This window comes from Mycobacterium sp. Aquia_216, from assembly GCF_026723865.1.
In the GTDB taxonomy this organism is placed as follows: Bacteria; Actinomycetota; Actinomycetes; order Mycobacteriales; family Mycobacteriaceae; genus Mycobacterium.
This window is the reverse complement of the sequence record NZ_CP113529.1, coordinates 610,960-625,830: the sequence shown is the minus strand read 5'-3', so window position 1 is coordinate 625,830 and position 14,871 is coordinate 610,960. Positions and strand designations below refer to the sequence as shown.

11 protein-coding genes and 1 pseudogene are annotated in these 14,871 nt (G+C 67.4%); 7 read left to right on the top strand and 5 right to left on the bottom strand.

Features of this window, described 5'->3' with window-relative positions:
- The first annotated feature begins 168 nt into the window (after positions 1-168).
- The 4 genes from OK015_RS02970 to OK015_RS02955 are packed head-to-tail and all read left to right on the top strand — an operon-like array spanning position 169 to position 4,921.
- Complete coding sequence (locus OK015_RS02970) at positions 169-1,803, top strand: Vgb family protein (RefSeq protein WP_268129132.1); 1,635 nt, start codon at positions 169-171, stop codon at positions 1,801-1,803.
- Entirely contained in the window at positions 1,803-2,543 is a 741-nt protein-coding gene (locus OK015_RS02965) for a GntR family transcriptional regulator (protein ID WP_268132394.1), read from the top strand. The genes OK015_RS02970 and OK015_RS02965 overlap by 1 nt, the downstream gene beginning before the upstream one ends.
- Positions 2,544-2,547: 4 nt before the next feature.
- Positions 2,548-4,146, top strand: a complete 1,599-nt coding sequence (locus tag OK015_RS02960) for an AMP-binding protein (RefSeq protein WP_268129130.1) — start codon at positions 2,548-2,550, stop codon at positions 4,144-4,146.
- Positions 4,139-4,921 carry an SDR family NAD(P)-dependent oxidoreductase gene (locus OK015_RS02955; protein ID WP_268129128.1) on the top strand — a complete coding sequence of 261 codons (783 nt, stop codon included), beginning with the start codon at positions 4,139-4,141 and terminating at the stop codon, positions 4,919-4,921. The genes OK015_RS02960 and OK015_RS02955 overlap by 8 nt, the downstream gene beginning before the upstream one ends.
- A 303-nt stretch (positions 4,922-5,224) precedes the next feature.
- On the opposite strand, the gene OK015_RS02950 is transcribed toward OK015_RS02955, so the two are convergent.
- Positions 5,225-5,695 (bottom strand): SRPBCC family protein, encoded by a 471-nt coding sequence (locus tag OK015_RS02950; RefSeq protein ID WP_268129126.1) that lies wholly within the window; start codon positions 5,693-5,695, stop codon positions 5,225-5,227.
- Positions 5,696-5,768: 73 nt separating this feature from the next.
- Between OK015_RS02950 and OK015_RS02945 the strand changes: the two genes are divergently transcribed.
- Together OK015_RS02945 and OK015_RS02940 are read left to right on the top strand one after the other, a co-directional pair.
- Positions 5,769-6,152 (top strand): nuclear transport factor 2 family protein, encoded by a 384-nt coding sequence (locus tag OK015_RS02945; RefSeq protein WP_268129125.1) that lies wholly within the window; start codon positions 5,769-5,771, stop codon positions 6,150-6,152.
- Between the two features lie 53 nt (positions 6,153-6,205).
- Complete coding sequence (locus OK015_RS02940; RefSeq protein ID WP_268129124.1) at positions 6,206-6,430, top strand: hypothetical protein; 225 nt, start codon at positions 6,206-6,208, stop codon at positions 6,428-6,430.
- 102 nt (positions 6,431-6,532) lie between these two features.
- On the opposite strand, the pseudogene OK015_RS02935 reads toward OK015_RS02940, so the two are convergent.
- Positions 6,533-6,735, bottom strand: a pseudogene (locus OK015_RS02935) (DUF899 domain-containing protein); the annotation flags it as partial.
- Positions 6,736-6,828: 93 nt separating this feature from the next.
- Positions 6,829-7,182 (bottom strand): hypothetical protein, encoded by a 354-nt coding sequence (locus OK015_RS02930; RefSeq protein ID WP_442791192.1) that lies wholly within the window; start codon positions 7,180-7,182, stop codon positions 6,829-6,831.
- Positions 7,183-7,568: 386 nt separating this feature from the next.
- On the opposite strand from OK015_RS02930, the gene OK015_RS02925 reads away from it, so the two are divergent.
- A complete protein-coding gene (locus OK015_RS02925) occupies positions 7,569-12,425 on the top strand; it encodes a cation-translocating P-type ATPase (protein ID WP_268129123.1) in 4,857 nt (1,618 codons plus the stop codon).
- Here the strand turns inward: OK015_RS02925 and OK015_RS02920 are convergent.
- Both OK015_RS02920 and OK015_RS02915 read right to left on the bottom strand, forming a co-directional pair.
- The gene (locus OK015_RS02920) at positions 12,422-13,981 is read right to left on the bottom strand and encodes an AMP-binding protein (protein ID WP_268129122.1); all 1,560 of its coding nucleotides are present in this window, start codon (positions 13,979-13,981) and stop codon (positions 12,422-12,424) included. The two genes, OK015_RS02925 and OK015_RS02920, sit on opposite strands and share 4 nt — an antisense overlap.
- Positions 13,978-14,862 (bottom strand): SDR family NAD(P)-dependent oxidoreductase, encoded by an 885-nt coding sequence (locus tag OK015_RS02915; protein WP_268129121.1) that lies wholly within the window; start codon positions 14,860-14,862, stop codon positions 13,978-13,980. Before OK015_RS02915 ends, OK015_RS02920 begins: the two co-directional genes overlap by 4 nt.
- Between the last annotated feature and the right edge of the window lie 9 nt (positions 14,863-14,871).

Here is a 14,871-nt window from a genome sequence, read left to right as displayed (position 1 = left end):
CCGGACAAACAATCTGGTTCTGCCGGTTGGAGAACACTATTCCCATCGTGAGACACCCCTGTCAAGATCGTCAAAAATGCCCCGGAAGCTATTGTCTGGACTAGACGAGCTTTGATAACGTCCGGGCCAACCGGCACTCCCTCCGGCTGAGAAGGACCTCGGCGAGACATGTCCCTTTCAAGGACCATCGCGGCACGGCCATCCCGGTATGCGGTCGTGAACTCCGGAACTCACCCAGCCGAAGTAACGGAGGGCTGGCAACTCGCACGGGTTACCTCGCCGAGTCGGTTGTTCGGCGCCAACGGTCTGCGCACCGGCCCGGACGGGCGCATTTACATCGCGCAGGTGACCGGGAGCCAGATCAGTGCGCTGGATCCGCGGACCGGAGAGGTCGGGCCCATCAGCGCCAAGGGGGGCGAGATCATTGCGCCCGACGACGTCGCGTTCGACGCGAGTGGCAATCTTTTCGCGACCGAGGTCATGGACGGCCGGGTCAGCATGCTCGACACCGCCGGTCGAACCCGGGTGCTGCGCGACGATGTCCCGTCTGCCAACGGCATCACCTTTCATCGGGGCCGGTTATTCATCGGTGAATGCCGTGCGGGTGGGCGCTTACTGGAGTTCGACCTCGGCGGCGGTCCGCCGCGGGTGCTGCTGGAGAACGTGCCGTCCCCGAACGCCATGGAGGTCGGCCCGGACGGTCTGCTCTATTTCCCGGTGATGGGCGCCAACGAAATCTGGCGCATCGATCCCGATGGCGGCGAACCGGATTGTGTCGCACGCGATCTCGGCGTGCCCGACTCGGTCAAGTTCGACGCGCAGGGCTATATCGTGTCGACCCAGGTGGCCAGCGGGCAGGTGTTACGCATCGACCCGCGCACCGGCGAGCAGCAGCTGCTCGCCCAACTCGCTCCGGGCCTGGACAACTGTACCTTCGTCGGTGACCGGGTGTTGGTCTCCAACTTCACCGGTCAGGTCACCGAGATATCGCCGGACGGCTCAACACGAACCGTGCTACCCGGAGGGCTCAACTGGCCGCTGGATCTGGCGGTCGGTCACGACGGACAGCTGTACGTCGCCGACGGAACCTACTTCTATATCGCGCTGCCCGACGGCTCGTTGCAAACCGTGGGTATGTTGTTCAGCCCGGGCTATCCCGGCTTCCTGCGCGGCCTCGCCCCCAGCGGGCCCGGCGAGTTCGTCGTGACGACCTCGGGCGGCCAGGTCACTCGGTATCGGCCGGCCAGCAGCGAGAATGAGGTGCTGGCTGAGGGTTTCGACCAGCTCTACGGCGTGGACGTCAACGCCGGTGGCGTGGTCTTCGCCGAATTGGGCACCGGGCGGGTGCTGTCGTGGCGGGCCGGCCGCGTCGAGGTGCTGGCGACCGACCTGCGTGAACCGGTCGGTGTCGCGACCGACCCGGACGGGGCCTGCCTGGTCGCGGAGGCCGGCGCCGGCCGGGTGATCAGGGTGAATGGATCCGGGATCGACACCGTTGTCACCGACTTGCAACGGCCGCAAGGTATTTCGGTGCGCAACGGGGTGCTCTATATCGTCGACGCCGGCGCGAAGGAACTGATCGCGTACAACCTGAACACCGGAGTCCGGCAGCGCATCGCCTCCGGGCTGCCGGTGGGACCACCACCGGGTGTGGCGCCCAAGCCGTTGAAGGGGATGCCGCCGTTTTCCGGGCCGCAGGGACCCTTCGCCGGGGTCACCGCCGCCGCCGACGGGACGCTGTACGTTTCGGCCGATGGTGAGGGCAGCGTCCTGGCATTGCGTCCGCCGCGGGACACCGAATGATGCCCCAGGCTATCGCCGGCGACCACCGCTATCTGCAGATCGCCCGCACGCTACGTAAAGAGATCGTCGACGGGGTCTATCCGGTGGGCTCTCAGCTACCGACCGAACACCAACTGTGCGAGCGGTTCGCGGTCAGCCGTTACACCGTTCGCGAAGCGCTGCGCCGGCTGCGCGAGGACAACCTGGTCGCGTCACGACCCCGCGCGGGCACCCGGGTGGTTCCCCGACCGGCCTCGAGTTCCTATGCGCAGGATGCGATGTCGATAGATGGCCTGCTGGAGTTTGCGGCCGGTGCGCAGCTGACGATCGAGTCCAACTCGATGGTGACGATCGACGACGAGCTCGCCGCGCGGACCGGGCTGGAGGCAGGCACCCAATGGCTGTCCGTACGGGGTTACCGGCAGGCCGGTGGCGCGACGGTCCCGTTGTGCCGGACGGAGTACTACATAAGCCGCACTTTCGCCGCGGTCGGCAGGCTGCTGCAGCGGCACACCGGCCCGGTTTTTCCGTTGATCGAGGACCTGTTCGGCGTGAGCATCGCCGTACTACGCCAAGAGATCGCCGCGGTCCTGCTCTCCCCCGAAATCGCCGACGGCCTCGGCGTTGAGCCGGGGACGGCGGCGCTGCAGATGCAGCGAACCTACAAAACATCCGACGGCGAGGTCGCTCAGGTGACGATCAATACGCACCTGTCGTCGAGCTTCCGATACGCGATGACCATGCACCGCGTGAACGGTTAGGCCGGTGAACGGCAGGGCCCCTGACCACACCGCACGCGCGGCGGAGGCATACCGGCGCGGCCTGTGGGCGCCCACCACCCTGGCCGATTCGCTGCGCACGGCCGCGAAATCCACGCCCCAACGAACAATTTTGGTAGACAACGATATTCGGCTGGATTGCGCAACAATGTACTCCCAAGCCAGCGGACTGGCGGCCGCCCTGTGCTCGCGCATGCCGACCGGCAGTGTCGTGTCGTTCATGCTGCCCAACTGGCACGAGGCCGCCGTCATCTATCTGGCTGCGACGCTGGCCGGGATGGTGGTGAATCCGATCCTGCCATCCCTGCGTGACCACGATCTGCATTTCATCCTCGGCGACGTCGAAGCCAAGATGGTCTTCGTGCCGCAGCAATTCGGCGGTCATGACTACGCGGCAATGCTCGAAAGGGTGACCGCCGCGATGAGCCCCGCCCCCGAAGTCGTGGTGCTGCGTGGCGAAGCCGGCTCAACGAAGTCGTATTCGGCCCTGCTCGACGATCAGCCGGACGCCGCCGAGCTGCCCACCCTCGATCCGGACGCCGCTCGGATGGTCCTCTACACATCCGGCACCACAGGCCGTCCGAAAGGTGTTTTGCACAGCCATAATTCGATAAATGCGCTGATACTCCAGATTCGCGACCATTGGAACATCGATCCGGGTGACACGTTCCTGGTCCCTTCCCCCGTCGCCCACATCGGCGGCTCGATCTACGCATTCGAATGTCCGCTGCTGTTGGGCACCACCGCGGTCCTGATGGACCGATGGGATCCGGTGGGCGCCGTGGCGCTGATGAGCGGCGAGCGGTGTACCCACATGGCCGGTGCGACACCGTTTCTCCAGCAGCTACTGTCCGCCGCCGAGAGCGCCCACACCCGCCTGCCCGACTTGAAGGTGTTCATCTGCGGCGGCGCCTCCGTCTCACCTTCGCTGATCCGACGTGCCGCGGACTACTTCGACCGAGCGGTGGTCACCCGGGTGTACGGCTGCACGGAAGTGCCCGTGGCGACCGTCGGCGCGCCTTCGCATGAGGAGACCGATCGCGCCGCGGACACCGACGGCAGGCGTGGTATCGCCGAGATCAAACTCGTCGCGCACGAAACCGCCCCGGCCGGTGACGGCGAAATCTGCGTGCGCGGTCCGCAGATGTTGTTGGGTTATCGCCACCCCGAAGACAATGTCGACTCTTTCGACACCGCAGGGTTTTTCCGCACCGGTGATCTCGGTCGCTGGGTCGACGATCAGTATCTCGTGGTGACCGGGCGGGCGAAGGACGTCATCATCCGCAATGGCGAGAACATCTCAGCCAAGGAAGTCGAGGATCTGCTCGCCGAACATCCCGGCATCGCCGAAATCGCCGTCGTCGGACTGCCCGACGAGCGCACCGGAGAGCGAGCCTGTGCGGTGATCGTGCCCGCGGGAACGCCAACCCCGGACGTCGCCGGCCTGCTCGCGTTGCTGCAACGTAAGGGCATCGCGAAATTCAAGGCGCCAGAGGAGGTAGTCATCTGGGATGCACTGCCGAAGAACGACGCCGGAAAGATACTCAAACATCAAATCCGAGCGGCACTGATACAGGATGGGTGAGATGCAGGTCGCAATCGTCACGGGAGCAAGCAGCGGCATCGGCTTAGGTTGCGCGACAAGACTCGCCGAGATGGGCATGGCGGTCGTCGGTACCGGCCGCGACGCGGATCGGCTCACCGAGCTGGAAAAGGCCGTCAACGATCCCGATCGCGTCGCGACACTCGCCGTCGATCTGACCCACGACGACGCCCCGCGACGCATCGTGGACCTGGCCGTCGCGCGGTGGGGCCACATCGACTTCCTGGTCAACAACGCCGGCGTGGGCAGCCCCAAGCCATTACACGAAACCGACGACGAGACCCTGGACTACTTCTTGGATTTGATGCTGCGCGCCCCGTTTCGGCTGGCCCGTGACGTGCTGCCGCAGATGGGTCCCGGCTCGGCGATCATCAACATCACGTCGACCTTCGCGGTCGTCGGCGGGCTGCGTGGCGGCGCCTACTCCGCGGCCAAGGGCGGGCTGACGGCGTTGACCACCCACATCGCCTGCCAATACGGCGCATCCGGCATCCGCTGCAATGCCGTCGCGCCCGGGGTGACGGTTACGCCGATGGTCGAGAAACGCTTGGAGGATGCGCGATTTCGGAAAATGAACGCCGAGATGACGCCGCATCAGCGGTTGGGCAGCATTGACGACATCGCCGGCACCGTGGCGTTCCTGTGCTCGCCGAGTGGAAGTTTCATCAACGGCCAAACGATCGTCGTCGACGGCGGGTGGAGCTCGACGAAGTATCTCTCGGAGTTCGCGTTGGAGTCGGAATGGATTGCGCGGTAACGGGCCGCAGACCACCATCAATCATCAATGAGGATGCGATGGAGTGTCGTGCCGCGGTGATTCGCGGGGTGAGCAGGGCCTGGGAGATCGACGAGATCGTTCTTGATCAGCCCCGCGCCAGTGAAGTCTTGGTGCGTACGGCCGTTGCCGGAGACTGCCGCTCCGATGACCGTCTGAGCTGGTCAGCCGCCACTACCGGCTTGACGGGATCAACGAAGCCTTCGTCGGCTTGCGGCAAGGCCGCGACATCCGCGGAATCATCGATTTCGCGGCCTTCTCACCAATCCCGGTATCGCGTGACTGTCAAGCGGATTCGAAGTGGCTTCGGATCCCTGCCAACATGGCGATGTGGGCCTTGACCCCCTCGCGCCTGGTGATCGGGGCCAGGAGCCGGGGCGCCGAGATCCGGATCCGCTCGGTGACCCGGGTGCCGACCACCGGCTCCCCGATCGGCTCGAAGCTCACCGTCCCGCGCAGGCGCACTCCGGGGGACTGATCTGCCTCGGTCAGCACGTAGCCGGCCCGTCGGACATGCAGGCAAGCCTGGTAAGTGATCTTCATAGTGAAGGGCCCCAACGGAATTCGATCCACCACCCGGTATTTGTGCCGGTAGCCGTCGGCGGTTTCGTTGCGGGACAACGATTCCACCGACACGATCAGCGGGTGTACGAGTTTGATGTTGTCCAGATCGACGTAGAAGTCGCGCACCGCTTCCGGCGGCGCGGGCACGTCTTCGGACAGCGCGTGTTCGGAGTGGGCGGTCCACAAGCTCATAACAAGACAACCTAGCCGGGCGCCAACGCCGGGCCTACCGTGGATTGGTCAGCGTCGAGCGAGCGGAGACGACATGGGCGGCGCGACTGGAGTCGGCACCGGCATCGTTGAGCAGTACCTGAAATGCCTGACCGACCACGATTGGGATGGCCTGGCCGCCACCGTCGCCGACGAAGGCCTGACGCGGGAGGGCCCGTTCTGCGACGTGATCGAGGGCAAAGCGCACTACCTCGCCTACCTGCGCAAGATCCTCACGACCCTGGCGGGGCACCGGCTCGAGGTCCGGCGGGTCTCGCACGTGACCGATCGGGTGTCCTACGTCGAGCTGATTGAGTCGTTTGAGATCGACGGCATGGCGGTGTCCTGGCCGGAATGTATCCTCTTCGAGCAGGGCGACGGCGGGCTGATCTCTCACGTCAGCGTGTTTTTCAAACAGCGCCGGGCCGACCAGGCTTAACGGCGGCCAAGGGACTATTCCCTCACCCGCAAAATTGACCTAACGTGTCATGGGTGGAGTCACACGGAACGCCGGAATTAGTGCCCGTCGAAACATTGCACTCGGGCGACCCGATCACCGATTGCGGCCAGCGGTACATAGTTCTCGAATCGAAATCCCTAAGCGATAGCTGCGTGGTGCTCGAGCTCGAGTCCAGAGTGGACCACCAGCTGCAGGTGATCGAGAAATCGTTCCCGGCTGGATATCACGTCGGCAGGGCCGATCACCGAATTTTATAGTCGAATTCAGGCGTCGGAAAATAATGCGCGAGTAGCCGCTGGACGGCTACCGCGCATTTGCGTTATTCGGGTGCTGAATTTTCGATTCGGGTCGACTTGGTCTGCGCGCGGTGGCCGCTGGTCGTTGGGATCGTTCGGATCGGGTTCGCCAAACCATCGCGACGGCTCATTCCGGCCGTAGGCGTCATGCCGGTCCCATCGCTCATGCGGTGGGTCTGCGGGTATCCCGGCGGCGAATGCTCCCCGTTCTCCTGGCGGCCCAGCGCCGTCATGTCCAGGAAGCTCCAGGTGGTGCCCGTCGCCTTCACCAGCTCGTACTCGGCTTGCCACTGCTGGGCCGACACGATCGGGGGTGTGTTGATTGTGTTGTCCGCCTTTCGATTTCGTGTGAGTCGAGGTCAGCTTCGGTTCAGCCGGGACAAGCCCGACGTGGTAAGCCGGCACGCGCCGTGCCGCCCGGGCTCGGCGCCGGCGATCGCCACTACCGACGTGCGCAGCTGCTGGGGTGGTCGGCGCGGGTCCGGTCGATTCGACAAAGGTGCCGACGTCGACACCCTGGCGCTCGGCGTACGCGGCCTCGGCGTCCAGGTCGGTGACCGCGTCATCCGCGGCAGCACCGAGGCGAAGGTGATCCCCCGGCCGGCCCGGTCCGACTCCCCCGCCGCGTAGCTGCCGATGAACCTCACGGTCGCCTTGGCGTCGGCGTAGCCACCGGACAGTGGCGACCCGTTGACCGCGGCGCCGCTGGACATCAGGATTACCGAGCTGCCGGCCGGCAAGGGCGCTGCAGCGCGCGGCGCGTCCGGTGAAACGCTTGCGCGACATCCACATTCCAGTTGTGGCACCGCCGCGCCGATGACGGCGTCCTATGGGCCCATTCGATACACGTCATCACTGTCGGTGCCGGCGGCGTCGCCGCCATTACCGTTTTCCTCGACCCGGCTTCGTTCGCGACGTTTGATCCGGCGTCCAGCCGGTAAACTGCCAGAGGGACGCGATTGCTCCCGCTGGTAACCCAGCGATTCTTCACCCACCAAAGCCGTTGGTGTCATCGCTTGGCCGGCCATCGGCGCACATGTGGACAGGCCCCAGCACCCCAGGATTATTAGCGCGATAGACGTATTTGAAGGATGACTGAATGAAGATTCCGGGTGTATCCAGCGTGGTCGCTGGTGTCACCGGCGGAGCGGCACAGCTAGTGAAGGCAGGCGTGTCCACTGCGGCCGGCGCTGCGGGCACGGTGCAGCTCCTGGCGAGCCCGGTCGTCGAACTGGCCGGCCCTGTGGTGCAGTCGATGGCCGACTCCACCAGCCGCGCACTCGGGGTCAACACCTCCTCCAACGGTCCCCCCGACCTCATCACCCCTCCGGTGCGCTGGCAGAGCGGTCGGCGGGTGCATCTGGACCTGGATCCGTTGCTGCCATTCTCACGTTGGTACGAGTACTCGGCGGTCGTCGAGGAGCCGGTGCGCCGGATTTCCGGAGTGGCCGAGGCCCATGTCGAGGGCTCCTTGGGCCGGTTGGTCGTCGAGCTCTCCGATGACGCCGCAGACTACGACGCGGTCGTGAACGAGGTGCGGTCCACGGTCGCGTCCATCGCCGCCGACCTGGCTTCCACGAAGTCGGATGTGCCGATTTCCGCCCCGTTCGCCGACCCGGGCAACCCGCTGGCGATTCTGGTGCCGCTCACCGCGGCGGCCATGGATATCGTCGCGATGACCGCCGCGGTCACCGGCTGGGTGGCCCGCCTGCCCGCCGCACCGCAAACCACCCGAGCGGCCGCGGCTCTGATCAACCATCAGCCCCGCATGGTGGCGATCCTGGAGTCACGACTGGGCCGGGTGGGCACCGACGTCGTGCTCGCTGCCACGACGGCCGCGGCCCACGGCCTGACCCAATCGTTCGGCACACCGCTGCTCGATATGACGCAGCGGACCCTGCAGATCACCGAGGCAACCGCGCACCGCCGGGTGTGGCGAGAGCGCGAGCCGCATCTGGCCTCACCCGACCGACCGCAGGCACCGGTGGTCCCCGTCATCTCCTCGGCCGGCGCCAACGCGCAGGTACCACGGCACAGCTGGGCCGCCGCGGCGGCGGGCGAAGCCTCGCACGTCGTGGTCGGCGGGGCCATCGACGCGGCGATGGACACCGAGAAGGGCTCCATGGCCGGCCCGGTGGAGGCCTATGTCGAATCGGCGGCCAATGGCTCGTTGATCGCCGCGGCGAGTGCGCTGGTGGCCGGCGGCGGTACCGAAGACGCGGCGGCCGCGATCGAGGCCGGGGTACCCCGCGCCGCGCACATGGGCCGCCAGGCATTCGCCTCGACGCTGGGTCGCGGGCTCGCCAACGGTGGCCAACTGGTCCTCGACCCGGGCGCGTTGCGCCGGCTGGACCGGGTGAAAGTGGTCGTCATCGACGGCGCGGCGCTGCGCGGTGATCACCGCGCCGTCCTGCAATCGATCGGGGATGCACCCGGCTGGGACGACGACCGGGTTTACGAGGTCGCCGATGCGCTGCTGCATGGTGAGGAGGCGCCGGAACCCGATCCCGACGAGTTGCCCGCCACCGGTGCGCATCTGAGATGGGTTCCGGTACAAGGCCCGTCGGCCACCCCCGCGCAGGGACTGGAAAGTGCCGACCTGGTGGTCGACGGCGAATGTGTCGGCAGGGTCGAAGTCGGTTGGGAAGTCGACCCGTACGCGATCCCGTTGCTGCAGACCGCGAACCGGACCGGAGCCCGGGTGGTCTTGCGGCACGTGGCCGGCACCGAGGATCTGACCGCCAGCGTCGCCGCGACACATCCGCCCGGCACACCGCTGCTGAGTGTGGTGCGCGAGCTGAGAGTCGATCGCGGACCGGTGTTACTGATCACCGCCGTGCACCGTGACTTCGCGTCGACGGATACCCTGGCCGCGTTGGCGATCGCCGATGTTGGTGTGGCACTTGATGATCCACGTGCAGCTACACCGTGGACCGCGGACATCATCACCGGCACCGACCTCGCCGACGCGGTTCGCATCCTGTCCGCGATTCCGGTGGCCCGCTCGGCCAGTGAATCGGCGATACACCTTGCCCAGGGCGGTACCACGCTGGCCGGGCTGCTGCTGGTCACCGGCCGCGACCAAGAGCGACCCAGCAACCCGGTGAGCTTCCGCCGCTGGCTCAACCCGGTCAATGCCGCGGCGCTGACCGCGCTGGTGGCCGGAACATTCTCGGCCAGCAGGGTGCTGCGCCTGCCCGACCCCACCCCGCAGCCGCTGACCGCCTGGCACGCGCTGGACCCGGCAATCGTGTACTCGCGGCTGGCCGGCGGTTCGCGACCGTTGGCCGTGGAAACCCTGACCCCGTCCTGGCGCCGCCGCCTCGACGACCTGTCCTACAGCCCGCCGTTCGCGGGGCTGCGCGCACCGCTGCATAACCTGGCGCGGCTCGCTGCGGCGACCCGGGTCGAGCTCTCCGACCCGTTGACCCCGATTCTGGCCGTCGGGGCGGCCGCGTCGGCCATCGTCGGCAGCAACATCGACGCGCTGCTGGTCGGCGGCGTCATGACGGCCAACGCGATAACCGGTGGGGCACAACGGTTGCGGGCAGAGGCGGCGGCTGCCGAGTTATTCGCCGAACAGGATCAGCTGGTGCGCCGCGTCGTGGTGCCGGCGGTGGCCACCACCCGGCGCCGCCTCGAGGCGGCGCAGAACGCCACCCGCACGGCGACGGTGTCCGCCAAGTCACTGCGCCCCGGCGATGTGATCGACTTGGCCGCACCGGAAGTGGTTCCGGCCGACGCGCGCCTGTTGGTGGCCGAAGACCTCGAGGTCGACGAATCGCTACTCACCGGCGAGTCGCTGCCGGTGGACAAGCAGGTCGAGCCGGTCGCCGTCAACGATGCCGAGCGGGCGAGCATGCTGTTCGAAGGCAGCACGATCGTTGCGGGTCACGCGCGCGCGATCGTCGTCGCCACCGGCGTCAATACCGCTGCGCACCGCGCGATTTCGGCGGTCGCCAACGTCGAGACGGCAGCAGGTGTCCAGGCCCGGCTGCGCGAACTCACCAGCAAGGTGTTGCCGCTGACCTTGACCGGCGGTGCCGCGGTGACCGCGCTGGCGTTGCTGCGGCGCGCGCCGCTGCGTCAGGCCGTCGCCGACGGCGTCGCGATCGCGGTGGCCGCCGTGCCGGAGGGTCTCCCGCTGGTGGCCACGCTGTCTCAGCTGGCCGCCGCCCAGCGCCTGACGTCGCACGGGGTGCTGGTCCGCTCGCCGCGCACCATCGAAGCCCTGGGCCGGGTCGACACCGTGTGTTTCGACAAGACCGGCACTCTCACCGAGAACCGGCTGCGCGTGCTGTGCGCGATGCCACACGATGCCCGGCCCAGCGATCCATTCCCGGAAGCCGAGGATCCGCGCTCGGCCGCGGTACTGCGGGCCGCCGCCTGGGCCTCCCCGCAGCCCCAGGACGGACAGGGCCACGCGCATGCCACCGACGAAGCGATCATCACCGCGGCGGGTTTCCTTCTCACCAAAAACAATTCGGGGTGGCGGCTGCTTGCCGAGGTGCCGTTCGAGTCCAGCCGTGGCTATGCCGCCGCGATCGGCACCCTGAGCGCGGACGCGGACAAGCCGATGCTGATGCTCAAGGGCGCGCCCGAGGTGGTACTGCCCCGTTGCCGGTTCGCCGACCCGGAAGCCGACCGTGCGCACGCGGAATCGGTGGTTCGCAGCCTCGCCGAGCGAGGCTTGCGGGTGTTGGCGGTGGCTCGGCGCCCATGGCCCAACGGGACCACTCACGACGAGGACACCGATGTCGACGCCGTCGACACTCACGCGCAGGACCTCGAGTTGCTGGGCTACGTCGGTCTGGCCGACACCGCACGGGCATCGTCGCGCCCGCTGATCGAGGCGCTGGAGGCCGCGGGCCGCGAGGTGGTGCTGATCACCGGCGACCACCCGATCACCGCCCGGGCGATCGCCCGGCAACTGGGACTGCCGGCGGATGCGCGGGTCATCACCGGCGCCGACCTTGCCGGCCTCGACGAGGACGCCGCGGCCAAGATCGTTTCCAACGTCCAGGTGTTCGCCCGCGTCAGCCCGGAGCAGAAGGTGCAGATCGTGGCCGCGCTGCAACGCTGCGGCCGGGTGACGGCGATGGTCGGCGACGGCGCCAACGACGCCGCCGCCATCCGGATGGCAGACGTGGGCATCGGCGTGAGCGGCCGTGGTTCGTCGGCCGCCCGAAGCGCCGCCGACATCGTCCTGACCGACCGCGACCTCAGCGTGCTGCTCGACGCGCTGGTCGAGGGCCGCAGCATGTGGGCCGGCGTCCGTGACGCCGTGACGATCCTGGTCGGCGGCAATGTGGGTGAGGTGTTGTTCACCATCATCGGGACCGCGTTCGGCCAAGGACGCGCCCCGGTGGGAACCCGTCAACTGTTACTGGTCAACCTGCTCACCGACATGTTCCCCGCGCTCGCGGTTGCGGTCACGTCGCAGTACGTCGAACTCGACGAAGCCGAGTACGCAACCGAGGAACAGGCCGAAAAGGCCCGCGCCGCACACCGTCTCGCGGTGCTGACCGGGCCCACGCCGTCCCTCGACGCCCCGCTGATGCGCCAGATCGTCACCCGTGGTGTCGTCACCGCCGCGGGTGCGACGGCGGCCTGGGGCATCGGGCGATACACGCCGGGCAGCGAACGCCGCACGTCGACAATGGGCTTGACGGCGTTGGTGACGACGCAGCTCGCCCAGACATTGCTGACGCGCCAACACAGTCCGCTCGTCGTGGCGACCGCGCTGGGCAGCGCGGGCGTGTTGGTCGGCATCGTTCAAACCCCGGTCATCAGCCAGTTCTTCGGCTGCACACCGCTGGGGCCGGTCGCCTGGTCGGGCGTGATGGGTGCCACGGCCGGTGCCACCGCGATCTCGTGGTTGGCACCCAATTGGCTGAACAAGACCATCGGTGTCATCCAGCCCGACGGCGAGTCCGAGGACGAGCCGGGCGCCTAAGTCGCGAGTTCCTTGCGGATGACCTTGCCGGCGGGATTACGTGGAATGCTGTCGACGACGTGGATGTCCCGGGGCTGCTCGAAACGAGAAACCTTGTCCTTCAAGTACTCCCGTAGCCCTTCCACGTCGATCTCGCGCCGCGTACGGGCAACGACGAACGCAGCCAGTCGGCGTCCGAACCGTTCGTCGGCAACCCCGACGACCGCGTTCTCGGCGACGTCGGGATGCTCGGCGAGTGCGTTTTCCAGCGCCCTGGGGTATACGTTCTCGCCGCCCGACACGATCATGTCGTCCTCGCGGCCGACAATGTAGAGCCGACCCGAGTTGTCCAGATAGCCCATATCGCCGGTACTGGTCATCTGGTCGATGACGGTCTTGGCGCCACCGCCGATGTAGCCTTTGGTCGTCAGTTCACCGCCCACGAAGATGCGGCCGGTAACCCGCGGCCCCACGGCCCTGCCGGTTTTGTCGAAGATGCGAACCGGGCAGCCCGCGACGGGCCGGCCTACCGTGTCCGGGGCGTGTCGCAGCTCGAGAGGCGTTGCCAGGGAACCGATTCCGACCTCGGTGGACCCGTATCCGTTGTAGAGAATGTCACCGTAGGAGTCCATGAACCGACGCGCGAGGCTCGGGTCCAGCCGATCGCCACTGGATATCACGACGTTCAGCGCCAAAGGATTTCGCGCCCGTACCCGTTGTGGCAAGTCCATGATGCGCGCCAGCATGATCGGAACCACGCTGAGCGCGTCGGCGCACTGCAGCGATGCCTGGGCAAGGGTTGCCTCGGCATCGAAGCGCCGATGCGTCAGGACCGTGCCGCCCAAGCTGACGGCGAGCATCAGCATTCCCAGGCCTAGGCCGTGAAACATCGGTACCGCCACCGCGATTCGCGACCCGACCCGCAGCCCGGTGCGCTCGAGAATCGTCATGCCGACGCCCACTCCCGAACTCAGTCGGGGCATCCGCGGGACCCCCTTGGGCACACCGGTGGTACCCGAGGTCAGCAGTATGAGCCGGCCGGACTCGACGACGCGGGGTCGCGGCGCGCCCGGCTGGATCTGCACGATTGCCGGATCGATCGCGCGGACCGACGGCCCGGCATCGCGGAGCTGCTGGGTGAATTCGCTGTCGCAGAAGGTGGTTCTGACTTGGTGCGAACTCAACGCGTCCGCGAGAGCCGTGGTGCGAAACTCCGTGCTCACCAGCACCACGTCCGCTCCCACCAGGGCGGCGGCGAACACCGCGGCCGCGAAGTCACGGCCGTTGCGGCACATGATCCCCACCGCCTCGCCCGGGCCGGCGCCCTCGTGGATGAGCTCGCGGGCGAGCGCCTCGGTCTTGGCTTGCAGCTCGCGGTAGCTCAGCGCGCCGTCGTCATCGATGATCGCCGTGCGCTCCGGCCAGCGAGCCGCGGCGACGGCCAGCAGCGTGGAAAGGTTCGTGCCGCCGCGATATACCTCGCGGATCAACCGCAGCACCGCGATCGGGGTGGGCACAGTCAGCAGCCGGGACGACACCAACGCCCGGGCCGTGGTGGCCACCACACCGTCGGTCATCGCCGGCCCGTTCCGGAATCGGCGAAGAACCGGCGATGCCACAACCGGGCCGCCCACTCCGCCGGACCGGCCAGCAGCACCGAGGCCAGCTCGGCCGGAAACACCCAGGGCGGCTCGTTGCTGCGCGGGCGTTCGATGATCGCCTTGGCGATGGCGTCGGCAGCCTCGCCAGGCGACAGACCGGGAAGGCGGCCCAGAATCGGTGTCGGCGCGATCATCCGGGTTCGGACCAGCGCGAAGTAAACCGACGTCACGTCCACGCCGTCGGCGTGCAGTTCCGGCGCCACGCTGCGCAGCCACCTGTCGAAGGCGCCCTTGGACGCCTGGTAGGCACCCCATTGCGGACCGGGCACCACACGCACCCCGACACTCGACACGTTCACGATGTGGCCGCCGCCGATTTCCCGCATGGCGGGCAGCAGGCCCAGCAGCAACCAGATGGGCCCCAGGTAATTGATGTCGATGGTGCGCTGGAAATCGTGCGGTCGGTCGTACTGGTGATGCAACGACCGGCGCAGCGATTTGCCGGCGTTGCTGACCACGATGTCGAGCGGCCCGTGGTTCTCGGTGATCTGCTTGGTCAGCACGTGGACGGCAGCTTCGTCGCTCAGATCCGTGGGGTAGGCGACCGCGTGCCCGCCGCCGGCGTTGATGGCCGCGGCAAGGTCGTCGAGCCGTTCCGCGGATCGGGCGACCACCAGCACCGTTGCCCCGGCGGCGGCCAGCCTGCGGGCAGTCGCTTCACCGATGCCGTACGACGCGCCGGTGACCAGCACCGTCTTGCCCGAGACGGCGCCGCGCAGCTTGTCGGGGTCCGCTACCCGCGCCGGGTTGGCCAATCGGTCTGTCGCCGTCTTCAAGGCCTGGGCTATCAAGTTCACCTTCACACC